29 protein-coding genes are annotated in these 25,648 nt (G+C 44.8%); 17 read left to right on the top strand and 12 right to left on the bottom strand.

Going from position 1 to position 25,648, the window contains the following annotated elements; genetic code table 11:
• Nucleotides 1-74: 74 nt before the first annotated feature.
• Nucleotides 75-440 (bottom strand): hypothetical protein, encoded by a 366-nt coding sequence (locus ACWQAU_RS00870; protein ID WP_225868582.1) that lies wholly within the window; start codon nt 438-440, stop codon nt 75-77.
• Nucleotides 441-625: 185 nt separating this feature from the next.
• Between ACWQAU_RS00870 and ACWQAU_RS00865 the strand changes: the two genes are divergently transcribed.
• On the top strand, nt 626-1,822 hold the full coding sequence (locus tag ACWQAU_RS00865) for an acetate/propionate family kinase (RefSeq protein WP_003646419.1): 1,197 nt from the start codon (nt 626-628) through the stop codon (nt 1,820-1,822).
• Between the two features lie 126 nt (nt 1,823-1,948).
• Here the strand turns inward: ACWQAU_RS00865 and ACWQAU_RS00860 are convergent, their stop codons facing one another.
• The gene (locus ACWQAU_RS00860) at nt 1,949-2,392 is read right to left on the bottom strand and encodes a GNAT family N-acetyltransferase (protein ID WP_027821529.1); all 444 of its coding nucleotides are present in this window, start codon (nt 2,390-2,392) and stop codon (nt 1,949-1,951) included.
• Between the two features lie 73 nt (nt 2,393-2,465).
• On the opposite strand from ACWQAU_RS00860, the gene ACWQAU_RS00855 reads away from it, so the two are divergent.
• The 3 genes from ACWQAU_RS00855 (at nt 2,466) to ACWQAU_RS00845 (ending at nt 4,743) form a co-directional block, all read left to right on the top strand.
• A complete protein-coding gene (locus ACWQAU_RS00855; protein WP_003641885.1) occupies nt 2,466-2,888 on the top strand; it encodes a MarR family winged helix-turn-helix transcriptional regulator in 423 nt (140 codons plus the stop codon).
• Between the two features lie 188 nt (nt 2,889-3,076).
• Complete coding sequence (locus ACWQAU_RS00850; protein WP_011100962.1) at nt 3,077-4,279, top strand: NAD(P)/FAD-dependent oxidoreductase; 1,203 nt, start codon at nt 3,077-3,079, stop codon at nt 4,277-4,279.
• 131 nt (nt 4,280-4,410) lie between these two features.
• On the top strand, nt 4,411-4,743 hold the full coding sequence (locus ACWQAU_RS00845; protein ID WP_027821528.1) for a hypothetical protein: 333 nt from the start codon (nt 4,411-4,413) through the stop codon (nt 4,741-4,743).
• A gap of 99 nt (nt 4,744-4,842) precedes the next feature.
• Here the strand turns inward: ACWQAU_RS00845 and ACWQAU_RS00840 are convergent, their stop codons facing one another.
• The 6 genes from ACWQAU_RS00840 to ACWQAU_RS00815 all read right to left on the bottom strand — a co-directional run bounded on the left by ACWQAU_RS00840 (nt 4,843) and on the right by ACWQAU_RS00815 (nt 10,088).
• A complete protein-coding gene (locus ACWQAU_RS00840) occupies nt 4,843-5,913 on the bottom strand; it encodes an ABC transporter substrate-binding protein (protein ID WP_003641891.1) in 1,071 nt (356 codons plus the stop codon).
• A complete protein-coding gene (locus ACWQAU_RS00835) occupies nt 5,910-6,725 on the bottom strand; it encodes an ABC transporter permease (RefSeq protein WP_003641892.1) in 816 nt (271 codons plus the stop codon). Before ACWQAU_RS00835 ends, ACWQAU_RS00840 begins: the two co-directional genes overlap by 4 nt.
• A complete protein-coding gene (locus tag ACWQAU_RS00830) occupies nt 6,725-7,558 on the bottom strand; it encodes an ABC transporter permease (protein WP_003643740.1) in 834 nt (277 codons plus the stop codon). Before ACWQAU_RS00830 ends, ACWQAU_RS00835 begins: the two co-directional genes overlap by 1 nt.
• Nucleotides 7,559-7,569: 11 nt before the next feature.
• Entirely contained in the window at nt 7,570-8,667 is a 1,098-nt protein-coding gene (locus ACWQAU_RS00825; RefSeq protein WP_021356473.1) for an ABC transporter ATP-binding protein, read from the bottom strand.
• Nucleotides 8,668-8,737: 70 nt separating this feature from the next.
• A complete protein-coding gene (locus ACWQAU_RS00820; RefSeq protein WP_024521222.1) occupies nt 8,738-9,280 on the bottom strand; it encodes a helix-turn-helix domain-containing protein in 543 nt (180 codons plus the stop codon).
• A 340-nt stretch (nt 9,281-9,620) separates the two neighbouring features.
• Entirely contained in the window at nt 9,621-10,088 is a 468-nt protein-coding gene (locus ACWQAU_RS00815; protein WP_003641896.1) for an ASCH domain-containing protein, read from the bottom strand.
• A 185-nt stretch (nt 10,089-10,273) separates the two neighbouring features.
• Here ACWQAU_RS00815 and ACWQAU_RS00810 point away from each other — a divergent pair, with 185 nt between their 5' ends.
• From ACWQAU_RS00810 to ACWQAU_RS00785, 6 genes are all read left to right on the top strand, one after another.
• Nucleotides 10,274-10,759: a GNAT family N-acetyltransferase gene (locus ACWQAU_RS00810; RefSeq protein WP_003641897.1), complete on the top strand. Its 486-nt coding sequence runs from the start codon at nt 10,274-10,276 to the stop codon at nt 10,757-10,759.
• Nucleotides 10,760-10,762: 3 nt separating this feature from the next.
• Nucleotides 10,763-11,290, top strand: a complete 528-nt coding sequence (locus ACWQAU_RS00805) for a GNAT family N-acetyltransferase (RefSeq protein ID WP_003643743.1) — start codon at nt 10,763-10,765, stop codon at nt 11,288-11,290.
• Nucleotides 11,291-11,383: 93 nt separating this feature from the next.
• Nucleotides 11,384-11,569, top strand: a complete 186-nt coding sequence (locus tag ACWQAU_RS00800; protein WP_003641899.1) for a hypothetical protein — start codon at nt 11,384-11,386, stop codon at nt 11,567-11,569.
• Between the two features lie 260 nt (nt 11,570-11,829).
• Nucleotides 11,830-12,183, top strand: coding sequence for a GntR family transcriptional regulator (locus ACWQAU_RS00795; RefSeq protein WP_003641900.1), 354 nt, complete (start codon nt 11,830-11,832; stop codon nt 12,181-12,183).
• Nucleotides 12,183-13,076: an ATP-binding cassette domain-containing protein gene (locus ACWQAU_RS00790; protein WP_003641901.1), complete on the top strand. Its 894-nt coding sequence runs from the start codon at nt 12,183-12,185 to the stop codon at nt 13,074-13,076. The genes ACWQAU_RS00795 and ACWQAU_RS00790 overlap by 1 nt, the downstream gene beginning before the upstream one ends.
• 12 nt (nt 13,077-13,088) lie before the next feature.
• On the top strand, nt 13,089-14,102 hold the full coding sequence (locus tag ACWQAU_RS00785) for an ABC-2 transporter permease (RefSeq protein WP_003641902.1): 1,014 nt from the start codon (nt 13,089-13,091) through the stop codon (nt 14,100-14,102).
• A 105-nt stretch (nt 14,103-14,207) separates the two neighbouring features.
• On the opposite strand, the gene ACWQAU_RS00780 is transcribed toward ACWQAU_RS00785, so the two are convergent.
• The gene (locus tag ACWQAU_RS00780) at nt 14,208-15,575 is read right to left on the bottom strand and encodes an aldehyde dehydrogenase family protein (RefSeq protein WP_003641903.1); all 1,368 of its coding nucleotides are present in this window, start codon (nt 15,573-15,575) and stop codon (nt 14,208-14,210) included.
• Between the two features lie 425 nt (nt 15,576-16,000).
• Here ACWQAU_RS00780 and fba point away from each other — a divergent pair, with 425 nt between their 5' ends.
• Nucleotides 16,001-16,864, top strand: coding sequence for a class II fructose-1,6-bisphosphate aldolase (gene fba / locus ACWQAU_RS00775; protein WP_003641904.1), 864 nt, complete (start codon nt 16,001-16,003; stop codon nt 16,862-16,864).
• A gap of 292 nt (nt 16,865-17,156) precedes the next feature.
• On the opposite strand, the gene ACWQAU_RS00770 is transcribed toward fba, so the two are convergent.
• The 3 genes from ACWQAU_RS00770 to ACWQAU_RS00760 form a co-directional block, all read right to left on the bottom strand.
• Nucleotides 17,157-18,473, bottom strand: coding sequence for an MFS transporter (locus tag ACWQAU_RS00770; RefSeq protein WP_003643745.1), 1,317 nt, complete (start codon nt 18,471-18,473; stop codon nt 17,157-17,159).
• A gap of 169 nt (nt 18,474-18,642) precedes the next feature.
• Nucleotides 18,643-19,545 (bottom strand): SPFH domain-containing protein, encoded by a 903-nt coding sequence (locus ACWQAU_RS00765; protein WP_003643746.1) that lies wholly within the window; start codon nt 19,543-19,545, stop codon nt 18,643-18,645.
• Between the two features lie 12 nt (nt 19,546-19,557).
• Nucleotides 19,558-19,758, bottom strand: a complete 201-nt coding sequence (locus ACWQAU_RS00760) for a hypothetical protein (protein WP_003643747.1) — start codon at nt 19,756-19,758, stop codon at nt 19,558-19,560.
• Nucleotides 19,759-20,440: 682 nt separating this feature from the next.
• On the opposite strand from ACWQAU_RS00760, the gene ACWQAU_RS00755 reads away from it, so the two are divergent.
• The 6 genes from ACWQAU_RS00755 (at nt 20,441) to ACWQAU_RS00730 (ending at nt 25,512) form a co-directional block, all read left to right on the top strand.
• Nucleotides 20,441-21,853 (top strand): C69 family dipeptidase, encoded by a 1,413-nt coding sequence (locus ACWQAU_RS00755; RefSeq protein ID WP_027821527.1) that lies wholly within the window; start codon nt 20,441-20,443, stop codon nt 21,851-21,853.
• Nucleotides 21,854-21,918: 65 nt separating this feature from the next.
• On the top strand, nt 21,919-22,164 hold the full coding sequence (locus ACWQAU_RS00750) for a hypothetical protein (RefSeq protein WP_003641910.1): 246 nt from the start codon (nt 21,919-21,921) through the stop codon (nt 22,162-22,164).
• Between the two features lie 128 nt (nt 22,165-22,292).
• Complete coding sequence (locus tag ACWQAU_RS00745) at nt 22,293-22,856, top strand: biotin transporter BioY (RefSeq protein ID WP_003643749.1); 564 nt, start codon at nt 22,293-22,295, stop codon at nt 22,854-22,856.
• Nucleotides 22,857-22,893: 37 nt separating this feature from the next.
• A complete protein-coding gene (locus ACWQAU_RS00740) occupies nt 22,894-23,865 on the top strand; it encodes a biotin--[acetyl-CoA-carboxylase] ligase (RefSeq protein WP_027821526.1) in 972 nt (323 codons plus the stop codon).
• Nucleotides 23,862-24,176, top strand: a complete 315-nt coding sequence (locus ACWQAU_RS00735; protein ID WP_027821525.1) for a CHY zinc finger protein — start codon at nt 23,862-23,864, stop codon at nt 24,174-24,176. Before ACWQAU_RS00740 ends, ACWQAU_RS00735 begins: the two co-directional genes overlap by 4 nt.
• 160 nt (nt 24,177-24,336) lie before the next feature.
• Nucleotides 24,337-25,512 carry a pyridoxal phosphate-dependent aminotransferase gene (locus ACWQAU_RS00730; RefSeq protein WP_027821524.1) on the top strand — a complete coding sequence of 392 codons (1,176 nt, stop codon included), beginning with the start codon at nt 24,337-24,339 and terminating at the stop codon, nt 25,510-25,512.
• The last annotated feature ends 136 nt before the right edge of the window (nt 25,513-25,648 follow it).

Here is a 25,648-nt window from a genome sequence, read left to right as displayed (position 1 = left end):
TAAGGGCGCCGATGCCTGTTGCGATGTTTAGATTGACGATTTTGATTTAGAAGAAAATGGATCAGACTAGGAAGTTAATCGTACCAATGGCTGTGGTGTTGGCGAATGCTCTTGCGGAGACTAAAACCGTAGCTGACGATGCTGGCTGTGATAATGGTCGCTAAAATCGCAAGCAACCATGAACCGGACGTGCTAAAGTAGGTGGCGTAACCAAGGCTGAGACTGACTAATGTGATGACGGGAATTAGAATTCTCACAGGGGCTGGATGTAAGAAGACGACACCGGCTAGCCACAGAGCCGCTGCTGTGACCATGGCGTCGACACTGATTGGTGAACCAAAGCTAATACCAAGAGTGGTGATAGCAAGAATTGTTCCCACGGTCAGGAGGAGGACGGCAAAGCCGTTGCTGACGGACCAAGTAAACGTTTTTTTCATCATGATCGCCTCGCTTTCTATTAACTATATTATAGGCTAATTTCGCCTTATGAAAGAAATAATATGCCGACAATTAAGTTTGCAATGTTATGAAAATTGAAAGTTTGTGAACAAATCCTTGAAAGCGTATCCACTATTAGTTAAACTGGCATTAGGCACACTTGATGATGGATGGAGGAAAAATAGTCATGGCAAAAATTTTAGCAATTAACGCCGGCAGTTCAACTTTAAAATGGAAGCTTTTCAGTGTTCCCGAAGAAACGGTAATCGCATCGGGAATGGTTGATCGGCTGGGATTGCCAGATTCCGTTTTCACAATTAAGAAGGCGGATGGTAGTAAATATTCTGAAACTAAGGACCGAATTGATGCAAAAGAAGCCGCTGCAATGGTCTTAACACGGCTGAAGAGCGATAATATTGTGACTCATCTTAGTGAAATCACTGGGGTTGGTCATCGGGTTGTTGCGGGTGGCGAAGATTTCAAAGACTCTGTCGTTATTACCTCGCAAACCTTGAAAAAAATCAAAGATTTATCTGAGTATGCGCCGCTACATAATCCAACGCAGGCTTATTATATTGAAGTATTCCGTGATTTATTACCAAAAGCGACTCAAGTAGCCGTGTTTGACACTTCGCTGTATGCGGATATGCCTAAAGTTAATTACCTATATAGTATTCCTTACGATTATTATGAGAAATTTGGCGCGCGGAAGTATGGGGCACATGGCACAAGTCATCGTTACGTTGCTAATCGGACGGCCCAACTATTGGGGAAACCATTGGATTCGCTTAAATTAGTGACATTACATTTAGGGTCGGGTGCTTCGATCACGGCTTTTGATCATGGTAAAGCCGTCGACACTTCAATGGGCTTTACGCCGCTAGCTGGGATTACCATGAGTACCCGTTCCGGTGATATTGATGCCTCAATTATTCCATTCTTGATGCGCCATTTAGGGATCTCTGATGTGGAAGACTTTGTTGACATTCTGAATCATAAGTCCGGGTTACTTGGTATTTCAGGTTTGTCACCTGATATGCGTGATCTTGATAAGACGCAAGATACCCGTGAACGGTCAAAACTAGCAATTGATATTTTTGTTAACCGGGTTGTGAAGTATGTCGGCAGCTATATTGCTGAAATGAACGGGATTGATGCTCTTGTCTTCACGGCTGGTGTAGGTGAAAACTCATGGATGATCCGCGAACGCGTCACTAAAGCTTTAGGATACTTTGGCGTGACAGTGGATGATGAAAAGAATCATATGCACGGTAAGGAACAAATTATTAGCAAAGATGACGAACCGGTAACGGTCATGGTTGTCCCAACTAATGAAGAGTTGATGATTGTGCGTGACGTTGAACGGTTATCTAAAGCAGAATAAATGAGTCAATTAAAAACGCGTGATTCGGATTGTGGTCCGAGTCACGCGTTTTGAGTTTTGGATTCTAATCAGCATAGCGCTAAGTCAGCTCTTGTCCCCGCATATGTGCCGATGTGATGTGCTCAGCTATTGGCGTTGTCGCGCAGGTTTAGTCATTTTGATGTGGGGCGTGTGGTTGAATAGAAAAGGGGTACCGCTCGAAGTGAAGCCGAAATGCTGGTAAAATCCTTGTACTGGCACTTGGGCTTCAATTTGAATTGGCAAATCAGCATAGTGTTCCTGTACGACCTGTTCGATATGGGCCATTAAATCAGCGCCCAAGTGTTGTCTGCGTTGGTTTTTGTCCACCACGACCCGGCCGAAGGAGAGATGGTCATCTTCTGTAAAGATTCGTGCGTATGCAACAATATTTTGATTGACGGTTTTAAAGACATGATAAGCTTTTAAATCAGTATCATCGACTTCCTGATAGATGCGCTGTTGTTCAACAACAAACGTTTTGACGCGCAATTCATAAATAGCGTATAATTCAGTTGTTGTTAGTTCTGAGAATGTTTTAATCGACCACATGGTGATGCCTCCTTAGCATAGTGCTAAGTTTATCATCAAATAATTGCATATGCAATAATAAAAAGGAGCTTCTATGATACCAACATTAAGATTGATGGGCACGTTGTCGCGAATCGTCACGAACGAGGGTAATCAACGTTTTGCGAAATACGGCCTCAATAACAATCAGTTTATTTATTTAATTCGAATTTGTGAGCAGCCTGGCCTATTTTTTAGTCAATTGGCTGACCAAATGAAGATGGATCGAACCACGAATTATCGCGCCGTTCAGAACTTAATAAAAAAAGGTTACGTGATTAAGCAGACACATCCAGAGAATAAAAAGGTCCGGTGTTTGTACCCAACGAGCGCTGGGCAAGCGTTGTACCCGGAATTGCATGCTTATGAGCAGTGGTGTGCAGACTTGGTTGGTGAGCAGTTAACGCCGGGCCAACAACAAGTTTTGTTTGAAAGTCTGTCGTTAGTCACGGCTAATGTCACCCAGCATATTGAGTAAGTTTAATCACTAAACTAGATTAATTGTGAACAATTAAAATGGCGTGGCGTTTTAGCTGAATTTTAGGCGTGAAGAGTATACCATGTAGTTATCAAGTTATAACTGGATTAATGTGATCAACGCAGGTTAGCACAATTGCTGGACAGGCGGCATTAGTCAACAGGAATAATGAAAGGGGTTAATAAATCATGGCAACAACTTTGGTGTTAGGTGGGGGTTACGCAGGGATGCGAGCCGTCAAGTTTTTACAGAAGAGTCTACCAACTGAGGATGAAATCATTCTTGTTGATCAGACACCGACGCATACGGAGAAGACTAATTTACACGAAGTCGCAGCGGGGACGATCGCACCTGATCGAATTACTTATCAGATTCCGGATATTATCGGTAAGCGGGTCCAGTTCGTTCAAGCAACGGTCAAGAACGTTGATATTGAACAAAAACAAGTGACCTTTGAAGATCATCCTGAAATGACCTATGACTACTTAGTATTAGCATTGGGCTTCCAGTCAGAAACATTTGGGGTAGCTGGCGCCGATGAAAATGCCTTGCCAATGGATGATTTGGCAACTTCACAGGCTGTTTATGAACATTTGGAAGAACGGTTTAAAGCCTACCGTACCAGTAAGGACAAAAATGATTTGAAGATTGCGGTCTGTGGTGCTGGGTTCACTGGAATCGAATTATTAGGTGAACTGACCCAGACGTTACCAAGATTGCAGGCGAAGTATCAAACACCTGCTGCTAAGTTAGTTTGTTTGGAACGGATGCCATCAATTTTACCGATGTTTACGCAGGAATTGCGGGACTACGCTTTGAAGTTTATGGAAAAGAATAATGTCGAAATGCGGTTAGGTGCCGTTATTGAGGCCATCAAACCGGGTGCTGTGGTTTACAGTGACGCGGACAAGAACGAACATGAATTTACGGCTAACACTATTATTTGGACGGTTGGTGTCAGTGGTTCACACGTCATTGCTGATTCCGGTTTTGATCAGCGCCGTAACCGGGTCGTAGTTAAGCCCGACTTATCACTGGAAGGGCATCCCGAAGTATTCATTGTTGGGGATGTCGCTGCAGTGATGGATCCCGAAAGCAATCGGCCATATCCAACCACAGCTCAAATTGCACTGGCAGCTGGCGAACAGGCTGCCAAGAATATTGGCGCTTTGCGTCATAACCAAGCAACGGCGACGTTCCACTATGAATCTAGTGGGACCGTGGCCTCATTGAGCGATCGTGACGGTATTGGTGAAATCTTCAGTAGTAACAAACCGGTTCATGGCTACGCGGCATCAGCATTGAAGAAAATTATTACTGACCGCTCACTTTTGGAAAGTGCGCATTTAGGAACGGTCTTCAGTAAAGGGCGTTTTGACTTATATCATTAATCATTAAATTAATTCCAGTAGTATGATAAATAGCCACCACAGAAATCGAATTTCTGTGGTGGCTATTTTGGACTAGTTAACCGTCGAATGGCTCAGCTGGTTGCTGATTCGGGCAATTAAGTAACCAGCTGTTGGGACTAACGATACTTTACGGGCACCCCTTACAATTAAGGCATGATAAGGGGGCGGTCAAAATGACGACTAAATCAATACGAACACCAATTCAACCGTGGTTTACCCTAGTGGTAGCGGGCAGCTTACTGATAACCTTGTTTTCTACCGCACTTTGGTGGTTGGCTAGCAGTGCGTTTTGTGCGCTACTCATTTTAAACTTACAATTTATCGTCTTTCCAACCACCGCGGATCGTTATTGGCTAAATCGGCTCAGTTTAGGATTAGTGCTAGCGCTAGTAGTGCTCGCGAATATTAAATTTTTACTCATTAGTGGTCTGACATGGCGGTAAGCGCCTAGACATTAAACGACCTGACTTGAGGCACTCTGTTTCAAGTCAGGTCCTTTTGTCTAATGATGCCAGTCATTTGAATCAAGTAGGCTGATCCGATTAGTGATGCATCTTAAATTCCAAATAACGGTCATTATACAAGCCGACTTTGGCTGGTGATAAATCTTGATAGATTTGAAGATGCTTGATTGTGTTATTGTCTGGGTAAAATTGGCGATCGTTGCGAATGGCCTTAGGTAATAGCGCCTTGGCTTTCCGATTAGGTGTTGCGTAACCGATATATTCCGCATTTTGGGCGGCGTTCTTGGGTTCACTCATAAAGTTCAAGAAGGCGTAAATCGCCTTAAAGTGTTTGGCCGTTTTAGGAATGACCAAGTTATCAAACCACAAGTTACTCCCTTCGGATGGGACAACGTAATGCAAGTGTGAATTGCCAGCCAACATTTCACTAGCCTCACCGGACCAATCGACCGCGATTGCGGCTTCGTTTTGGATCATGTACATTTTAATTTCATCCGCTACGACGGCCTTGACGTTTGGTGATAGCCGGTTAAGCTTGTTTCGCGCAGCCAATAGAGTGGCTGGATCGGTCGTGTTCATGGACTGATTCATTGATGCGAGGGCGAACCCCATTACGTCGCGGGCGCTATCAATCAGCATGATTTTGTTATGGTATTTTCGTTGCCACAAATCATTCCAGTGTTGAATACTGCCCGGCTGAACGTACTTGTCGTTATAAATGATACCAAGCGTTCCCCAGAAATATGGGACTGAGTAACGATTGTGTTGATCAAAGGCCAAGTTCATGAAGCGCGGATCGTAATTCTTCATTCCAGTCAGTTTACTTTTATCGAGCGGTAAGAGTAAGTGCGCTTTTTTCATTTTTTCAATCATGTAATCACTAGGTACGGTCAGATCGTAACTGGTGCCGCCTTGCTTGATTTTCGTATACATAGCTTCGTTGCTATCGAAAGTTTCGACGTTAACGTGATAGCCAGTCTGTTTTTGAAACTTAGTGAGCAGACTAGGGTCGATGTAGTCACCCCAAGTATATAGGTTCAAAACCTTTTTGCCAGTACTACCAGAGCTCGTCTGCAAGCGTTGCGCGCCAAAGGCCAGTAAGCCACAGACGACTAGTAAGCTAACGATAATGCTTAATAATTTTTTCACTTCCGCCGCCCCCTAACTGCTGGCCGCCGGTGCCGACTACTGTATTGGTTAATGAAGTAGTAGCCAATTACTAACACCAGTGCCATCAGGAACATTAGACCGGACAGGGCGTTGATTTCCAGGTTGATGCCTTGACGGGCCCGTGAGTAGATTTCAACCGACAGCGTGCTAAAGCCGTTTCCAGTCACGAAGAAAGTGACGGCGAAGTCATCGAGTGAGTAGGTCAGGGCCATGAAGAAGCCAGAAAAGATCCCGGGCATGATGTAGGGCACGATGACTTGGCTGAGTAATTGCCAATTGTTGGCACCTAAGTCAGCCGCGGCATCCAGTAAACTGGTGCTCATTTCTTGAATTTTTGGTAGCACCATCAAGACCACGATTGGAATTGAAAAAGCAATATGGCTTAACAAGACTGAGCCAAAACCGAGCGGAATTTTAAGGGCAGTAAAGAAAATCAAGAAACTGGCCCCGATGATGACGTCGGGTGAAACCATCAAGATATTGTTCAACGATAACAAAGTGTTGCGGGTAATCGGTTTGGTCATACTATTGATTCCGAGTGCCCCCAGCGTGCCAATGACAGTTGCTAATAATGATGATAAGAGCGCAATCAAAATGGTGTCGAGAAAAATGGCAATTAAACGGCTATCCGCGAATAAGTCTTGGTAATGTTGCCAGGTAAAACCATGAAAGTTGTTCATAGTCGTACCTTGGCTGAAGGAGTAAACGACTAGAAAAATAATTGGCGCATACAGCACGATGAAAACAAGCCACAGGTATAAGTTGCGCCACTTGAAGTTACGTAAGGTCATTATTTCGTCAACCCCTTTCGTGCGCGCTTTTTACTGCTGCCAGTGAGCCACATGATGATGACCATCGCAATAATCAGGACGACCCCGATCGTCGAACCCATGCCCCAGTTCATTGTCGTCAAGAAGTGTTCCTCAATCGCAGTCCCGAGTGTAATCACCTTATTGCCGCCAATTAAACGGGTCAACATGAAGAGTGACAGTGAGGGAATGAAGACGGCTTGAATGCCAGCCTTCACACCGGGGAGGGTCAGTGGGAAAATTACCCGATTGAAGGTCTGCCAATTTGTGGCACCGAGATCCCGACTAGCATTGACGTAAGATGGGTTCAGTTCGCTAATCGAGTTGTAAATGGGCAGGACCATGAACGGAATCTGAATATAGGCCGCGACAAAGATGAAGCTGAAATTAGTAAAGAGCAATTGCTTGGGCCCGATTCCGATGAAACTTAAAAACTGGTTGGCGATGCCAGCTTGACTAAAAATGCCGATGAAAGCGTACGCCTTAAGTAATAAGTTGATCCATGTTGGCATAATGATTAAGAGCAGCCACAGCTGCGGATGCTTCGTTTCGTTGAGTAAATAAGCCGTCGGATAACTGATCAATAATGTTGCGAGTGTGATCAAGAAGGCGTACCAGACAGAGTTGAGCGTCATCATTAAGTAGGTATTTGATGAAAAATACGTTTGGTAGTTGCCCAGTGTAAATTGCCCGTTAATGTTGAAGAATGATTGATAGATCAACAATAGGACTGGGGCAATGACGAAGAGGATGATCCACAACATGTACGGGATAAAGTAGGCGGTGTTACGACTTAATCGTTGTTTTGGTTGCATGTTGACACCTCCTAATCATCTTCGTATTGTTCAAGACGAGCATCAAAAGCAGCTTCGCTCTCGTTTAACCGCATGACGTGAATGTCTTGTGGGTCAAAGGTCAGGCCGATCGGTTCGCCTTCTGCGGCAGGGTTAGTTGAATGAACGAGCCATTCGTTATGATCGGTATCGTAAGCGACGATTTCGAAATAATTGCCTCGAAATAGTTGGGAGTCGACAGTGACGACTAATTTGCCTTGATTCGCGGCCACAATATCGAGATCTTCAGGCCGAAGAACGACTTCGACAGCTTCATTAGGCTGCATTCCCGCATCGGCGCATTCGAATTGTTTGCCGACAAATTCTACTTCAAAATCTTTGAGCATTTTACCCGGAATAATGTTACTTTCACCGATGAAGTTCGCCACGAAATGGTTGATCGGTTCATCGTAAATATCAACTGGGGACCCACCTTGTAAAATCTCGCCAGCGTTCATGACAAAGATTTCATCACTCATGGCCAAGGCTTCTTCCTGATCGTGGGTGACAAAGAGAAAAGTGATGCCCAGGCGTTGTTGAAGGTCCCGCAACTCATACTGCATATCCTTACGCAGTTTGGCATCGAGAGCCGATAACGGTTCGTCGAGTAAGAGGACTTTAGGCTGCATAACGAGTGCCCGGGCAATGGCAACTCGTTGTTGTTGTCCACCAGAGATCTCACTGATTTCACGTTCCCCAAGATCGGCTAGTTGGACCATCGCGAGTGCTTTTTGGACCCGCGCCTCGATTTCATCCTTGGGAACTTTGTGTAATTTCAAGCCAAATGCCACGTTTTCCGCGACATTCATGTGTGGAAAAAGGGCGTAATCTTGAAAGACCGTGTTGACTTGCCGCTGATTGGCCGGCAGGGTGTTGATGACCTGACCGTCAAAGTAAACTTGACCGGAAGTGGCATCCGTAAACCCCGCAATGGTACGCAGAATGGTTGTTTTACCACACCCAGACGGACCGAGTAACGTATAGAATTTGCCCGCTTCAAGATCTAAGTTGATGTTTTTTAAAACTTGATGTTCCCCGTAACTTTTAGTGACATTTGTCAATCGAATGATTGGTTGTGTATTAACCGCCAAAGTAAAGACCTCCTTAAAACGTGTACCAAGCTAGTGTAACCTAATACCAGCTCGATTGGTTGTGACATGATTATAAGTAGGACGCGGTCGTAACCAAGGTGAACGTGCAGGACGTGGTGCCAAGATTACGAATCTGATGCGTCTTAGTCGCATGGAAGTACAGCGTATCTCCCGCCGTGGCAGCATATTGCTGAGCTCCGAGCTGTAAGCTTAAAGTGCCGGTTTGAACCATAATAAAGGTCTCTGCCGGCGACGGCTCAAAAGTTTTGAAGCGACCACTAGGTGCCAGTGTGACGGTGACCGGTTCTAACTGATTTTCGTTAGACGCGGGTACGAGCCATTTCACACGGTATCCTAAGGCTTCATCGTCATACGTGGTCTGATCTGCTGGATGGTAGACCACTTTGTGAGTGGGCTGCTCAGCCGCAAAAAAATCAGCGGGGGCACAACCGAGTACTTCAAGAATCGCGAAGAACGTCTCCATTGAAGGCGATGACTGATTGTGCTCTAACTGTGATATGTACCCCTTGCTAAGGTCAGTTCGTTCGCCTAATTCTTCTTGCGTGAGTTGCTTTTGAATCCGTAAGTTGCGGATGCGTTGACCAATGTCCATGACATTCACCTCGAATCGGTAGTTTTGTTAAACTAAACAATAAGTTTAGTACGAGCTTTAATTATAATGAAAAATGACGTGGTGACAAGCATTTTTTACAATTGGCAGCTTCTTTTTTTAAGTCTGCCAGCTTGTCTGGTCAAATCGCCCAGAAACAGTGGTGTTGAGGGGTTGGAACTGTCGTTTGGTTAGTGAATAAATTAGGTGCGTTGTGGACGGACTTTTCGTGGCGTGCCGCTGAAGCCTGCGCTGGCTAGGCAATGCTCAGCCTCAACCCGCGGCCCCTCACACTCTAATAAAAAAGCCCAAGACATCCGTCTTAGGCCGTTAGCGTTGTTGATTAATCCGCGCGGTAAACGACTTCAAAAACTTCACTGACCATCGGTGTGTCCGATGAGAGGTTTTTGCCGTGTTCTTCTAACGTCGGGGTGAATTCTGCCGTCTTACGCTTGCGCCAATCACCAATTGTGCGATCACCATCGCCTTCATGGTAAGCGTGTTCTGCCGAGATGCGATAAAACGGAATGAGTTCAGACACCACCGTTTTCAGAATCGCGACCGGTTTCATGTCACCATTTAGCAAGACGTTGTAGTCGCCAACTTGTGGAATGGCAATTTGTTCCGCGGTATAACTGTCCAGCGGCGTGGTTGTCGCTGTCTTCGTCCCAGCCAGAATTGCGTCGGCTAAAGCAGTCACTTCGGCAGGGTTATTTTGTTGACCGAACCAACGTGTTTGATAAGAAGCCCCGTTTGTGTCGGTGCTTTCGTTATAAGCATGCCATAATTGTTCTGCTGATTGAGCGGGCATAAAGGTCACCTAATTTCGATTAGAATTATTGAATTCGAATGCATGTAACCGAATTCACAATTCAAGTATAGCATGACATTTCTGAAAACGACACGTTCGACACTGGTTTTTCGGGGAAAATTAAGTTAGTCAACTATTGACCGACATTTGCTATAATATACGTACGAATTGGAGGGCGAAAATCAATGGAAATTACACCTGTTAAAATGCTGGATTTACCACAAATCATGGCGATCGAAAAATCTGGTTTTTCAGAAGCAGAGGCTGGCAGCGAGGCTGCTTATCGCGAACGCATTGAGAAATTAGCGGATACTTTTCTGGTCGCCCGCGATGGTGCAGTCGTACTTGGCTTTATCGTGGGACCAGCTGTCGGTGCCCGCTATATTGAAGATGAGATGTTTGTAGAGACACCGACTAACTTGCCACGTGGCGGCCATCAGCTGGTTTTCACGTTGGCAGTTTCGCCACTAGCACGTCACCAACAGATCGGTAGTCAATTATTGACCGCGCTAGCTGAGAAGGCTCAAGCAGACGGGCGGACAAGCATGGCGTTGACTTGTTTGGAACGACTAATTCCGTTTTATGAACGTAATGGTTTTATTAATCAAGGTGTGGCGAACTCCGAACATGCTGGTGAAACTTGGTATAATTTAGAGAAAGTCTGGGATTAAATCATGAAATTAGCAACATTACAAGCACAATTACCGGATTTTGAGATCCGATTACTAACTTTAGCTGACCAGGAAGCATTGCTAAAGCTGGAACAAAGTAATCCGCGCTATCACCAATATTTCTCACCGGAACCACTAACGATGACTGAGGTACAACATGATTTGACGGCCCACCCGGACGAGCTAGCGGCGGCACAAAAACAGGTTTTTGGTTTTTACTTAGCACACCGTTTAGTAGCCGTTTTAGATGTACTCAATCAGTATCCACAAGAACAATTTTTATTCGTTGGATTACTCATGGTCAATAAGGCTTACCAACGTAAATCAGTGGGCCGAGTTATTGTAACCGGACTGATGCAAGCGGCACTTCAAGCGAATATAACGGCGATCCAACTAACGCGCGTTACTGCTGATGAAGGGGTCGCAAGATTCTGGCAGAAACTCGGGTTTGAAGATGGTAACCAGTTGTTCTTACCTTTAAAAGCCGGTGGCCGGTTAGCGGTGACGACGATGACACGGCTACTCCAATAGAATTCTCATGGAACTCTTAGCAATAAGGCCTAGTAAGCGATATCAGACATGTTAAACTCGTGATGACTAATAAATAGAAATGAGGTTAACACGATGATTAAGCATTGGGGAAAAGCCGAAACTGGCATGTTGATTGCAGCCGTATTGTTATTAATGGTAATTTTTACCTTCTTTGAAATTACGGCTAGTTTAACAGTTAGTGTCATTGCTTTTCCGATTAGTTTGATTGTGTTGATGGCGATTATGGAATTCGCCGCAACGGAATTACGGCGCAAGTAAGTGACTCGCAAATAGATCGTAACCTAATATCGTGCTTGTTTAGCAGGAGCACGTATATATAGAAGCCCGTATTTACCACGATTGGCAGATACGGGCTTTTTTCGTGACGGCTGAGGACTATTCCTACTAGGTCTAAAGGACACTGTTTGGACTGTACAAGTGGCCTGATTTTAACGTTTTCTTAGCTTGTTTATAACTGTACTATACTGTACTATTTAACGTAAGCGAAGTAACGACTGTGTATTAAATGGAGGTGGGCCATGCAAATTGATCATGGAAGCCGACAACCGTATTACGCTCAGATAGTAACCGGTATTGAACAAGATATTGCTCATGGTGTGTTACAAAGTGGTGAACAACTGCCGTCGGTGCGTGAAATGGCTCGTCAACACTTGCTGAATCCGAATACGGTCAGTAAAGCCTATAAGCGACTGGAGACACAGCAAATTATCGAGACGGTTCCGGGAAAAGGCACGTACGTTAAAGTGGTGGATTCAACGCTGTTCCGACAAGAATTACGGGAACAGTTTACACAAATTGTCAGGCTAGCGGGTCAAAGAGGCGTCAGTATTGCTGAATTGCATGGCTGGCTTGATCAAATGGGGGAAAAATAATGAGTTTAGTGATTAATCAGTTAAGTAAGCGCATTGACCATCACCAGACGTTAGATGGCATTAGTTTTGAGATTGGACTTGGTCAAATTGTCGGTGTTGTTGGCCGTAACGGGGTTGGGAAAACAACCCTTTTTCGGACAATCAATGGGCAGTACCTCACGGATCATGGTCAGGTCCTGGTTGATGGGCAAGAGGTTGTTGATCAACCGGAAATGCGGACGCAACTGTGTTTTATTGATCCACTGGCAAATTTTTTTAAAGGCGCGACGATTGCGCAAATCCAGTGGTATTATCAAGCTGCTTACCCGGACTTTGATAATGCCAAATTTGCGCAATTGTTAGACCGTTATCATCTGACGTCCAAACAAAAATTACGCCATTTCTCTAAGGGAATGTTTGGTTTGTTTACAATCATTCTCAGTGTTGCGACGCAAGCGCCGTATCTCTTTTTGGATGAGCCGCTAGATGGTTTGGATGTCCTAATTCGAAAAAACATTCTTGGTATTCTAATTGATGAAGTGGCTACGGGAAACCGTTCAATCGTGATTGCGTCACATAATTTGGCTGAATTAGAGGGGGTTATTGACCGCGCGTTGATGCTTAAACACGGTCGCATTGTCAATGACTATCAATTAGAAGCCATGCGACGAAGTGCACGAAAAGTTCAATTAGTGTATCGTGACAAGCAGATCCCAGCCGTTGTTAAACAATTAGGCCATATTGTACACGTTTCTGGTCGGGTTATCGTGGTAGTGTTTGAAGATTATAATGCTGAGGTCCAGGCGCAATTAGCGACAACTAACCCGGTATTTCAAGAAGATTTACCACTCTCATTAGCAGACTTGTTTATGGCTAATCTGACGGATGAAGCTGACTTTGAATTATTATCTTAGGGGGACGATAAAATGACGAAACGAAAGTTATGGCAGTTGTTATGGCGCCACTATCGCACGTTGTTATTAACGGCGGGCGGTGTCTTACTACTAGTAGGCATAAAGGAAGGCTACAGTATTGCCCATAATCCGTCACGGTATGTTGCACAAAATGTCAGTAGTTTTGCGTTGATGGAAGCCACTCATCTTCGGATGGAAACGGTGGTCGCCATCATCGTTAGTCTGGTGCTAGGAGTCGCACTATTCTTAAGCGATAATTTCACGAATTTTAATCAATATTTATTTAGTTTGCCGGTCGCTCGAAAGCAAATTTATCGGCGTAAGATCGGGTTACTTATTGGGATGTTGGTCAGCGCATACATGTTGGCGGAAGCTGTTTTTGGACTGATTGCTTGGCGCGTGTTGGCTAAACAGCAGGTGCGGATTGATTGGCTTACGACATTGTATGAAGAACTTGGAATCCTGGCAGTAATGTTAGTGTTTGGATTATTAGCCGCTACGTTTGGGTTATGGGTTGGCCATATCTTTGCGAGTGCGCTTGCGACATTTGTCTTCGTTTGTAGCTTGCCCTTTGCATATGATGGCTTGATCAATCTTGCTGCAGGATTAACGAAGCTTAAATATGAGCAGGTGGATGTTTTAGGTCAGCTGCCGAGCTGGAAACCCGGGGGCTTACTAACCACTTGGGTGATTTGTGGTGTTATCGGTGGCGGCCTGTATTTGCTTAACCGCTGGGCGTTTGAGCATTTATCTTTGGAAAATAGTGGGGATTTTTTCCGCTTTCCGCAGTGGCGCGGAGCCGTCCTGGGCTTTTCAATTATTTATCTAATTGTTGCAATTTGCTGTTCACAATTTGGTAACGGTGTTTTAGGGTTGCTAACGGATAACTATCATGCGCATATGCCATTATCGACTGGGATTATAATGGCGCTGGTCGTTGCCTATCTAACTTGGAGTTTGGGGCGGTGGTTTCTGTACCGACCGGATCGTTTTCGCGATGCGTGGACGGTTAAGAAGTTGGCTTAACTTGGTCATAAATCTAAAATGCGCCCGTTGAAGTTAAGCAGACTGACTTCAGCGGGCGCATTTGTTAGCGGCAATTTTAAATTTATTATCCTGATTGATGAAACTTTAGCGAATCTTAGTTAAGCGTTTTGCAACGGTCTTAATATTTAATAGATCCCAATCTTCCAAGTTGTGTGAAATCGAGTTATGCCCCCATGTTCCACAACCGAGTGTTAAGGATGGTGCGACGTTATCATATTTATAACCAATGGCACCTTGTGAAGACGGCACGTTGATCAATGCTCGACAAGCAGTCATTTCTAAGGCAAACTTGTTCATAACAGCTTCGTCAGTCGTATGCAAGGCGGCCGTATGTCCCAGTCCGCCAAGTGCTAGGCTGCGTTTCATCAGGTTGAAGCCGGCCTCAGTATCCTTGGCATGAACGACGGCGAGGACTGGTGATAACTTTTCTCGTGATAAGACTTGGTCACCACCGATGCTAGGCAACTCAACTGCTAATACTTTGGTATCGGATGGGACATCAAAGCCAGCCCACTGAGCGATTTGCCATGGCGTTTGCCCAGCTACTTTCGGGTCAACAGCCTGTTTATCCAGGTTCATGACAGTTGCTTCTAAGGCCTTGAAGTTCTCGGTACCGACAAAGTACACACCGTTGTGACTTAATTCACGTTTAACTTGATCATAGATTTGATCAGCAACGATTAAGTTTGATTCGGAAGCACAGATCATGCCGTTGTCGAATGACTTGGAAGTGACGACATCACTGACTGCCTGTTGAATGTCTGCGGTTTGCTCGATGAAGCATGGCACGTTACCAGGGCCAACACCGAGTGCCGGTTTACCAGTTGAATACGCGGTCTTGACCATGCCGGCACCGCCAGTTGCAATAATGGTAGCGACGCCCGGATGGTTCATCAAGGTGTTGGTTGCTTCAAGGCTAGGCGTCTTGATCCACTGAATCCAATCCTTAGGAGCGCCAGCGGCAATAGCAGCATCGCGGATGATTCGGCCAGTTTCAACACAAGATTTTTGTGCAAAGGGATGGAAACCAAAAATAATGGGATTGCGAGTCTTTAATGCTAACATGGCATTGAAAATGACGGTTGATGTTGGGTTGGTAACTGGGGTGACCCCCGCAATAATTCCAACTGGTTCAGCAACTTTCATCACGCCACTGACTGGATCGTCATTAATGATACCGACCGTCTTGTCATCCTTGATGTAGTTATAAACGTTTTTGGCTGCAAAGTCGTTCTTCGCAACTTTATCACGATAATTTCCGCGACCCGTTTCTTCGACGGCCATAGCGGCCAGCATGCCACGAGCAGCGTGGGCAGCGCGGGCCATGGCAGCGACAGCCTGATCAACTTGACTTTGGTCCATGACTTCAAGACGGTTGGCAGCTAACGAAGCATTTAAGACTAACCGATCGATTGAACGTGATACGGTTGTTTCTTCCATTTCTTTCAGCATTCACGGTTCCTCCTATGCAAAATCAACTTGTTTCTTATTTCACAATCACTATTATAAATACTTTTTCACAAATGTAAATAGCTAATATTTAATTTCATAAATTGCTTTTAAAACACTATAATTATTGATTTAATAGCGTATATAAATGTAAATAAACTGTTCGCTTACATTTTCATCGAACGGATTGCTGTTATAATATTCACAATTAATTATTGATTAAATTCGAAGCAACTTTTGGCTTGATCTGTAACTGATTTTATATAAATGGAAGGGTTTACAAACGGGCGGTTGTCAAATAAGCAAGAATTGACGGGGAATCGTTGGTTAATAAATATGACAAATCGGTTATCACTCCTATGTAAAATGTGCTAAAATGAATGTGATTCAAAAATCGTATCTCTTAATTAACCTAGGAGGGTTATTTTATGTCATTTGTAAATGCTGTTGATATGACACAAGACGCATACAAGAACCATTATGCTATTGGTGCGTTCAACACAAACAACCTTGAATGGACTCGTTGCATCTTGAAGGGTGCTCAAGACACTAACACCCCAGTTATTATCCAAGTTTCAATGGGTGCTGCTAAGTACATGGGCGGCTACAAGCTCGTTATGGACTTAGTTGCTGATGAAATGGAAAGCATGAACATCACTGTTCCTGTTGTTATGCACTTAGACCACGGTAACTACGAAGCTGCCAAGGAATGTATCGAAGTTGGTTACTCATCAGTTATGTTTGATGGCCATGACCTACCATTTGCTGAAAACTTAGAAAAGACTAAGGAAATCGTCAAATTAGCTCATGCTAAGGGCATCTCTGTTGAAGCCGAAGTTGGTTCAATTGGTGGTGAAGAAGACGGTATCATCGGTGAAGGTGAATTAGCTGATGTTGAAGAAGCTAAGACTTTAGCTGCTACTGGTATCGACATCTTAGCCGCTGGGATTGGTAACATCCACGGCAAGTACCCAGAAAACTGGACTGGCTTACACTTCGATCGTCTTCAAGAAATCTCAGAAGCCGTTAAGATGCCATTGGTACTTCACGGTGGTTCTGGTATTCCTAAGGACCAAATCGTTAAGGCTGTTGAATTGGGTATTAGCAAGGTTAACGTTAACACCGAAAACCAAGTTGCTTTTGCCAATGCAACTCGTGCTTACATCGAATCTGGCGCAGACCAAATCGGTAAGGGCTACGACCCTCGTAAGTTATTGGCACCTGGTAAGAAGGCCATCGTTGATGTTGTTACATCACGGATTGGCTGGTTCAAGACTCCAGCTGTTAAATAATTGGATTTTTGATTCAGAAAAAGTCGACTCTTCGGGGTCGGCTTTTTTCCTGCGCTTTTTTGGGGAACTTGGTACTGACTTACCACCTGGGAGTGCCAGTGTCAGTGTACCCTTTTCTGGTTGCTATTATCGGGGAACCGATTGTAGCGTGATTTTTAATTTTGCGGTTTGTTAAAATAATCGTAACTTAATGGGATGCTGTTGGTATCCAATTGAATGAAGGAAAAAGTGAGGTCAGTGATTCTCGAATGCCGAGGGTCACTGACCTCATTTTGGTGTTAAGAACGGATAACTAAACATTAATCGCGTCTTGCAATTGCTGCTCATTGTAAAAAATTAATACGATAAACATCACCACGTAAAGTAATAATGGTAACCACGCATAGTTCAGGGTAATCATATGCTGAGTGGCGATATTTTGTGCATGATTGGCGGTGTAGCCACTTAGATGAAAGAGTCCGGCGGTGACTAGGCCACCAAGTCCTAAGCCGACATTGACGCCGAAGTCATCAGTAGAGGCTAAAATACCTTCAGCTTGAATGCCAAGCGCCGTGCCATAACGGATCGTATCAGCAATCATAATTGAGACCAAACCAATGATGAGACCGTTACCGACAGCGTTGATCAACGTACCACCGAAGACGAAGGCCAGTTGATTGATGGCTGTCCCGAGACCGAGGATCAGTTGTCCCACAGCGGCGATTGCGATACCCGCCAACATGGTATTCTTTTTCCCATGGTGGTTGGCTAGCCGGACAATTAAAATGACCCCGATCAGTGACGCAAACGTAAAGCCGTTAACGACTGGCACTAAGTCCTCACGCTGAATCAAGTATTTAAAGTAGTAGATGGTCGTTTGATTCTTGATGGCGGTTGTTAACCAATACAGTAAAATCACGCTGGATAAAATAAACCACGGCTGGTTTTGCTTGAGCATGCCCCACACCGCACTGAGTGATTGGTGCGGACGCTCAGGTTGACTAAAGCGTTCCTTGACTTGGAAGAAGGTGTTGAGGATCAGTACCAACGAAATAATGCCAAATAGAACGATTGTCAGTAAAAACCCTCGTTGCTGATCACCCTGACCAAATAAAGCAACTAGTGGCAAGGTGAAGACAGCGACGATAATTTGAACGCTACTACCGAAGAATTGACGAATCACGCCTAGTAAGGTTAATTCACGTTCATTCTGGGAGAGTGCTGGTAAAATCGATGTGATTGGTAGGTTGACGGCGGTATAGAAGAATCCTAACCCTAAATAGGTCACATAAGCCCAGACGAGTTTACCAGTTGCTCCGAAATTCGGGGTCACAAAGGTCAAAACGGCGAACAAGACGTAGGGTAACGCGTACCATAAGAAAAACGGGCGGCTTTTACCGAAGCGCGAATGGGTATGGTCAATCATGACGCCGATAATCAGACTTTCAACGACATCGGCTAAGCGCGCAACGACAAATAAAATCGCCGCTGCACTCGTGGATAGGCCGTAAACATCGGTATAGAAGAATAATAAGTATGTGGTCATCATCTGAAAGACTAAGTTATCCGCGGCATCACTGAGCCCATAACTAATTCGTTCCGGCCAAGCTGTTTGCCAAGGTTGTTTCAATATTAACACCTCTAAGTATGGTTTTGCACAATCTAATTCTAACCTAGTTGCACGCTTAAACCTAACGGAAAGGTTTACAAAATTGATTAGGTCTTAGATTGATCAGAAAAAAGCCTGCAGGTGGCGTTCGTCAACCTGCAGGCTTTGCATTGTTTGTCCTGATTAAAAGCTACTTAGTTGTTAATTTGCTAACCTTGGTGAGTGCTGGGATTAAGCCCAAGCTATCTAACGTTTGGTTTGGTAAAACAACGGTGTTGGCATTGCCGTCCGCTAAGGCTTTGACAGCTTCCGTGTTTTGGAAGATAAAGTAGTTTTCGGATGATTGTGCCAAGGCTTCGTTTAAGATCCGCGTCCGGTAAGCATCAGCATCTGCTTCAGTTTGAACGGCTGTTGCTTTCGCCTTTGCACTATTCACTAAAGCTTCGTTTTGGGCTTTATTGGTGGCTAATAAGGCCCGGTTATTGGCTTCATTTTCCAGTGTGATTGACTTACTCTTACCTTCAGCAGTTGCGATGGTGGCATCCCGTTCCCGCGTAGCTTGCAGGAGTTTATTCATGGAAGCCTGAATATCTGCCGAAGGGTTAACGGAATCAATATTGACCCGGTCAACGTTTAAACCGTAGCCCGCCGTAACGGAGGAGATCTCCTTGAAGAGGGCGGCATTGATTTCTTGCGTCCCATTCAGGACTTCGTTTAATTCTTTGTTCCCAATGATACCACGCAGTGCCGCGCGGGTATCTTGAATCATACTACGAACGGAGTCTTCGTTTTTAAAAACGAAGTCTTCAATATTAGTGACGTGGTACTTAAGCGAAATCTTAACTGAGATTTCAGCGTTATCTTTGGTGATAACGACTTGTTGATTAAGATCAACGGGTGTCTGAGCCGTGTTAACGGTGATGACACGTGAGATGAACGGTTTAATAAAGTGAAAGCCGGAACTAATGACGCGCTCGAACTTTCCAAATGTTAAGACGACACCTTGGTTCGGTTGGGTGATGATGCGGATGGAAGCGATTAGGACTAAAACGACCAGTAGAATGACAATAATTGCAACGATGATACCTACCATAATAATTTCCCCCTATTGTTGTGGTGCGATAATCGTTACCGTTAGACCATGAGCACTGACGGCCGTGATTTCAACGGTATCGCCGGTGTGCAATGGTGTTGCGGCGTGCAAATGGTACAAGATGCCATAGAATGCGACGCCGTCAGTTAGATCGGTCGGTTTGATAATGAAGCGCTGACCGATTAAGCGCTGATCTAAGTATCCCTCTTGCATAGATGACCCACCTTTAATGTGATAATAATTAAATTATATGCTGTTTTTGGTTAGATTGATAGGGCCGTTATAAAATAGTGGGTGAGTTTTGGATTGCTGATAAAGTATGGCGATAAATGGTGAATTCATGCTGCATATCGCTCAGTAACTATTTGGATAAGCTCGTTTTAGAGGGCGGTTCAGTAATACGGAGTTAAAGGAGCGCTTGAAGTATTTAAGCCGACAAAAAAACCTTCGTACGGGAATACGAAGGTCAAAAGGAGTAGGTCAGCATATGACGGGGAATCATATGCTGATAACTTGATGAGCGTTTATTCATATAAGCGGGGGGACGTTCACATGCCGCTCATCAAGCTGTCAAAGTTGTTACGCTTTGACGGATTTCATTACTTTGGAGGAGTAAATGAAAAGAATGTTAATTATTATAGTAGCAATCTTGGAGGGGGATCCTTAATTGCTATAGATACATATTAACAACGAATTGTGAAGAAAATGTGACGATGATTTTTCAAATTTAAGAATTATTGATTAGATTACGAAAAGATTTATGACTATTGATAAATTTATCGGCAATTAAAATTGCGTAAGAATTATCTGTCAGCGCTTTCGCAATGGTGGCTTTTTAAATTAGAGCGTGTATCATTAATAATGATCACGGAAATTAAAGACAGGAGATGCTTGCATGTACGAACAAGCTTGTACCACAATTTTAGTTGGGAAGAAGGCGACCGTTGATGGTTCAACGATGATTGCCCGCAATGATGATACGTTTATGCCGATTACACCGCAAAAATTTATCGTCCATCCCGCCGTTCATGGTCGCAACGAAACGTTAACTTCTGGGAAGAATGGCTTTACCGCACCACTTCCAGCGGATGGCTACCGTTACCAAGCTGTCCCGAACATTGAAGTCGCTGAAAAGGGTGTTTTTGAAGAGAATGGCTTTAACGAAAAAAACGTTGGTGTTTCTTCAACTGAAAGTGTTTATGGTAATGAACATACGCTGACTTTTGATCCCTTCGTGCCGAATGGGCTCGCAGAAGATTCATTGCCAACCATGCTCACGCCGTTCATTGATTCTGCCCGTGGTGGGGTTGAATACTTGGGCCAGTTGATCGCTAAATATGGTTCGCCAGAAGGTAACGGTGTTTTGTTCAATGATAAAGATGATGTGTGGTACATGGAGATCGTCACTGGTCACCACTGGGTTGCACAACGGATTCCGGATGATGCTTACGCGGTGGCTGCCAACCAAGTTGCGATTCAATGGGTTGATTTTGATGATCCCGATAACTTTATGTGGTCTGATGGTATTCAAGAATTTGTTGCGGAACACCATTTGAACCCTGACAAGGAAGGTTTTAACTTCCGTCATATCTTCGGTACTGATAATGAAAAAGACCGGCATTATAATACTCCCCGGGTCTGGTACGGCCAATGTTATTTCAATCCAGAGATCGAACAAGATCCACAGTCGAGTGAGCTACCGTTCATTTGTCACGCAGCCAAGAAGATTTCAGTTGCCGACGTTGAATTTGTACTGGGTTCTCATTATAACGAAACGAAGTACGATCCCTTCTTGAATACACCAGAAGCTAAAAAGTTTCGGCCAATTTCAATGAATCGGACGCAGAATTCACACGTTATGCAAGTGCGGAATGACGTACCAGCAGAACAAAGCGCGATTATGTGGATGACATTTGGGGTACCAGCTTTTGCGCCATACCTCCCATTCCATGCGAACGTTTCTGAAACTGATCCTAGTTTTGCGAACACACCACTAAAACATGATATGAATAGTGCTTACTGGCTCTACCGGACACTATCAATGATTGTTGAATCACACTATGCTGATTTCGTTCAGGATGATATTGATTATTTGAAAGAATGTCGAATCGAACTGGGTCAATTTGTGGCTGCGACCGATGAACAAGCGGCGAAGTTATCTGGTGACGAGTTAACGGCTTTCTTGACTGAACAAGATAAAGTGATGGTCGCAAAGATGCGTGATAAAGCCCAAGCTTTGATTGGTCAATTAGTCACCAAAGGTTTAACGCTCTCGAAACTAACCTATAATGTTGATATCAATCTTTAAACTTTCGTTATGACGGTATCAGCGTGTATAATTAGGTTATTAAGAGGACAAGGAGCTGATGGCAAATGGATGAAAATGTCTTATTTAATCCTGGTGACGCAATTTCAGAATCGCATGACTACAATGAAGCGCTCCGTAGTGCGGATATTTATAATGCGCGTCACGGACGTAAGCGCGGACTCATGATTGCGCGGCCGCTAGAACAGGATCACGGTTATTCGGTTTTTTACGCGGATGACTTACTGACAGCCGATACGCCAAGACCAGAAGCACGTCAATATCACGTTGAAAAGCGTATTCCAAAAGAATAGTTCAATCATCCCATGATCAGTAAAAAGGGTCATGGGATTTTTTATTTTCTAAACAGTAACCCATGATGTTGATATTGGGTTACTGTTGTTTTATAATAGCGTTTAAATTGATTAACAGGGGTGCGATGATGACGAATCGACAGACGATTAAACACCTGACCCAGACGGCGATGGTGACCGCTTTGATTATTGTATTAGGTTTCTTTCCGGGAATTCCAGTGGGCTTTATTCCCGTCCCGATTGTGTTGCAGAATATGGGCATCTTTTTAGCCGCCGAGTTACTTGGACGCAAATATGGGACGATCGCAGTTGGATTGTTCTTAGGATTAGTGGCACTGGGACTACCCCTATTATCTGGGGGGCGTGGGGGTGCCGCGATTTTTCTCGGGCCAACGGGTGGCTATCTCGTTGCTTGGTTGCTGGCACCAATGCTGATTGGAACGTTGATCAAAATAACTCGGGCGATGACAAGTGGTTATTGGTGGCTAGAAGTTGGCATTGTCTGGTTGGCTGGTATCTTATTTGTTGATGTAATCGGTGCTAGTTGGCTAGCTGTTCAGTCTCATATGACTTTGACGGCCGCCTTGCTGTCGAACGTGGCCTTTCTTCCTGGTGACATCATTAAAGGGACTTTGGCCGTATTTATTGCCCGGCGTGTGCGGGCCATCGTTGATTTTGGATTGCCAGCTTAGTAAATAGCTAATGTGATTGGCAGGTCAGGAGGTCATAATGACAACTAAAGAACAGGTCTTAACAATTTTATTGCGTCATCATGGTGAGTGGCAATCGGGGGACCAGCTTGCCCAATCAGTTGGCTGTAGTCGTGAGAGCATTTGGAAGGCAATCAATGCTTTGAGAAAGCAAGGACACCAGATTGAGAGTCGTAAAAACCGGGGCTACTGTTATCTGGGAAGTCGTAATTTGGATGCCAAAGCCATTCAAATCTATGGGCAACGTCAATTTACGGGGCCCCTTGAAGTGGTCGCCCAGACGCCGTCCACTCAGATTCTAGCTAAGAGCTTTTTAAGTCAACATCAGCCACAGTTTGCCGCCTTCTTCGCGGACGAACAGACGGCTGGCTATGGCCGTTTGGGCCGGGACTTCTATTCACCGGCCAAAACTGGACTGTATTTTAGCTTGGTTGTTCCTAATCCCACGAATGCATTGGTCAATGTGGGTTTACTGACAACTGGTGTCGCGGTGAGTGTCTTGAATGTTTTACAGCAATTTTATCCTAATAAGAACTTTGGGTTGAAATGGGTCAATGATATTTATCTTGATCAGCATAAGGTCGGGGGCATTATCACGGAAGCAAGTTTGGAATTAGAATCGACTTCCGCAACGGCCTTTATTGTCGGTGTGGGGCTCAATTTAACGACCACCGATTTTCCACGGGAATTGCAAGCTCGTGCCCAAGCGGTCGACCCGAGCATGTCAGTGGATCGCAATCGGTTAGCAGCGGCCTTATTATCAGCACTAGTAGCGCTATCAAAACGCTACGCTACGGCCGACTTTTTGCCAGCATATCGGGCTAAATCATTAGTGTTGGGTCAACAAGTGACACTTCAAGTGGGCGATTCCGTGGTGAATGGGGTGGCTGAAGATATCGATGAACATGGTGGCTTAGTGGTCCGCATGTTGACCGGGGAGCGGCGGACATTTACGAGTGGTGAAGTGATCAGGGTAGGGTTACCAGTATGACTGAGTGGGTACCAGTGATTTACGGCATCGGTTTAGACGCTGCCGGTCGGTGCCAACATTATCACCTTGAAACTGATATTGCGGCATTGTGGTGTCGGCGATGTCAAAGCTATTACGCGTGTTACCGGTGCCATGATACGTTGTGCCAGCATACTTTTGTGGCCAGTGCTCCGACGGATTTAGCCGTGATGTGTGGTGCTTGTCGTTATCGAATGCCGGTTGATCGGTATCATGAGGGGCAATGCCCGCACTGTCACCGGCCATTTAACCCGCGGTGTCGGTTGCATGACCAGGTTTACTTTGAAAAGTAAAATTGAGACGTATTTTTGGTAGTTTTGGCTTAATTCAGTGATTAATCGAAAAACAATTAAAAAATTGACATATTCTAATTGAAAACTCATAATTAGGCTTGAGATTATGGTTGATTGTAAATTAGTACTGACAACCATTGACAGAAGGGAAGCACTAATTTTGAAATTTGAAGAGTCCAAAATTTTGCAGCAATTACCAAAACAGTTTTTTGCGAATCTGGTCAAAAAGGTCAATGCCAAAGCGGCGGCCGGTGCGGATGTGATTAATTTAGGTCAAGGCAATCCTGACCAACCAACCCCTGAGTTTGTTGTTAAAGCAATGCAGACTGCAACTGCCAATCCCGCGGATCACAAGTATTCGTTGTTTCGAGGTTTGCCGCGATTCAAACAAGCCGCGGCTGATTTTTACGAACGAGAGTACGGTGTGAAATTAGACCCGGAGACCGAGATTGCGGTTTTGGGTGGCAGTAAGATTGGGTTGGTCGAGTTACCCTTTGCCTTACTAAATCCGGGCGATACAATGATTTTACCTGACCCCGGTTACCCAGACTATTTATCTGGTATTACGTTGGCACAGGTGAAGTTGGCTTTACTACGGTTAACAGCGGCCAATCATTTCTTACCGGATTATCAGCAGGTTGATCCACAAGTGGCTGCGGCGGCCAAGCTGTTGTACCTGAATTACCCGAATAATCCCACTGGTGCTGTTGCAACGTCGCAGTTTTTTCAAGACACGGTGGATTTTGCAAATGAACATCAGATTGGTATCGTTCATGACTTTGCTTATGGTGCAATTGGGTTCGATGGTCAGCGACCAGTGAGCTTCCTACAGACACCGGGGGCTAAAGACGTTGGAATTGAGATGTACACGTTATCTAAGTCCTTTAACATGGCAGGTTGGCGCGTTGGTTTTGCCGCTGGTAATGCTGACATGATTGAAGCCTTAAATTTGATTCAGGATCATCTGTTTGTCAGCGTCTTTCCGGCCATTCAAGATGCAGCGATTGCAGCCTTGAACAGTGACCAACAGACGGTCCACGAACTGGTTAGACTGTATGAACGACGCCGTAATCAGTTCTTTACGGCGGCCCGCAAGATTGGGTGGGAGCCCTACCCATCAGGGGGCTCATTTTACGCTTGGATGCCAGTCCCTGAAGGGTATACCAGTGAAGCATTTGCCGATTTGCTGTTGGATAAAGCGGCGGTTGCGGTGGCGCCAGGAAACGGCTTTGGTGCGGGTGGCGAAGGCTATGTGCGCGTTGGACTCTTGATTGATGAACCCCGCTTCACGGAAGCCTGTCAGCGAATTACAAAACTGCACTTATTCGATCGTTAGGATGACCTCTTAGCATTAATGATGACAGCCAATCACTTACTGAGCATAATTCATGCAACGGGGGCGCAACTCGTTCTTGATTGCTCGGAAATATTGAGCTGTAATAACGGAATCAAAATAACGCAACTAGCATTCA

The sequence above is a fragment of the Lactiplantibacillus sp. 3062 genome, assembly GCF_055413545.1.
Note: the sequence above shows the minus strand (reverse complement) of the source record. Positions and strands in the feature narration are given on the sequence as shown.

Bases quoted from the DNA above. Each gene is read 5' to 3' on its own strand.
- ACWQAU_RS00820 (WP_024521222.1), bottom strand. From the start codon at position 9,280: ATGGACATTGGTCAACGCATCCGCAACTTACGGATTCAAAAGCAACTC.
- ACWQAU_RS00870 (WP_225868582.1), bottom strand. From the start codon at position 440: ATGATGAAAAAAACGTTTACTTGGTCCGTCAGCAACGGCTTTGCCGTC.
- ACWQAU_RS00750 (WP_003641910.1), top strand. From the start codon at position 21,919: ATGGATGAAAATGTCTTATTTAATCCTGGTGACGCAATTTCAGAATCG.
- ACWQAU_RS00865 (WP_003646419.1), top strand. From the start codon at position 626: ATGGCAAAAATTTTAGCAATTAACGCCGGCAGTTCAACTTTAAAATGG.
- ACWQAU_RS00810 (WP_003641897.1), top strand. From the start codon at position 10,274: ATGGAAATTACACCTGTTAAAATGCTGGATTTACCACAAATCATGGCG.
- ACWQAU_RS00795 (WP_003641900.1), top strand. From the start codon at position 11,830: ATGCAAATTGATCATGGAAGCCGACAACCGTATTACGCTCAGATAGTA.
- ACWQAU_RS00765 (WP_003643746.1), bottom strand. From the start codon at position 19,545: ATGGTAGGTATCATCGTTGCAATTATTGTCATTCTACTGGTCGTTTTA.
- ACWQAU_RS00745 (WP_003643749.1), top strand. From the start codon at position 22,293: ATGACGAATCGACAGACGATTAAACACCTGACCCAGACGGCGATGGTG.
- ACWQAU_RS00815 (WP_003641896.1), bottom strand. From the start codon at position 10,088: ATGCCCGCTCAATCAGCAGAACAATTATGGCATGCTTATAACGAAAGC.
- ACWQAU_RS00735 (WP_027821525.1), top strand. From the start codon at position 23,862: ATGACTGAGTGGGTACCAGTGATTTACGGCATCGGTTTAGACGCTGCC.
- ACWQAU_RS00785 (WP_003641902.1), top strand. From the start codon at position 13,089: ATGACGAAACGAAAGTTATGGCAGTTGTTATGGCGCCACTATCGCACG.
- ACWQAU_RS00800 (WP_003641899.1), top strand. From the start codon at position 11,384: ATGATTAAGCATTGGGGAAAAGCCGAAACTGGCATGTTGATTGCAGCC.
- ACWQAU_RS00740 (WP_027821526.1), top strand. From the start codon at position 22,894: ATGACAACTAAAGAACAGGTCTTAACAATTTTATTGCGTCATCATGGT.
- ACWQAU_RS00860 (WP_027821529.1), bottom strand. From the start codon at position 2,392: ATGTGGTCGATTAAAACATTCTCAGAACTAACAACAACTGAATTATAC.
- fba (WP_003641904.1), top strand. From the start codon at position 16,001: ATGTCATTTGTAAATGCTGTTGATATGACACAAGACGCATACAAGAAC.
- ACWQAU_RS00850 (WP_011100962.1), top strand. From the start codon at position 3,077: ATGGCAACAACTTTGGTGTTAGGTGGGGGTTACGCAGGGATGCGAGCC.
- ACWQAU_RS00830 (WP_003643740.1), bottom strand. From the start codon at position 7,558: ATGCAACCAAAACAACGATTAAGTCGTAACACCGCCTACTTTATCCCG.
- ACWQAU_RS00855 (WP_003641885.1), top strand. From the start codon at position 2,466: ATGATACCAACATTAAGATTGATGGGCACGTTGTCGCGAATCGTCACG.
- ACWQAU_RS00760 (WP_003643747.1), bottom strand. From the start codon at position 19,758: ATGCAAGAGGGATACTTAGATCAGCGCTTAATCGGTCAGCGCTTCATT.
- ACWQAU_RS00755 (WP_027821527.1), top strand. From the start codon at position 20,441: ATGTACGAACAAGCTTGTACCACAATTTTAGTTGGGAAGAAGGCGACC.
- ACWQAU_RS00790 (WP_003641901.1), top strand. From the start codon at position 12,183: ATGAGTTTAGTGATTAATCAGTTAAGTAAGCGCATTGACCATCACCAG.
- ACWQAU_RS00835 (WP_003641892.1), bottom strand. From the start codon at position 6,725: ATGACCTTACGTAACTTCAAGTGGCGCAACTTATACCTGTGGCTTGTT.
- ACWQAU_RS00805 (WP_003643743.1), top strand. From the start codon at position 10,763: ATGAAATTAGCAACATTACAAGCACAATTACCGGATTTTGAGATCCGA.
- ACWQAU_RS00780 (WP_003641903.1), bottom strand. From the start codon at position 15,575: ATGCTGAAAGAAATGGAAGAAACAACCGTATCACGTTCAATCGATCGG.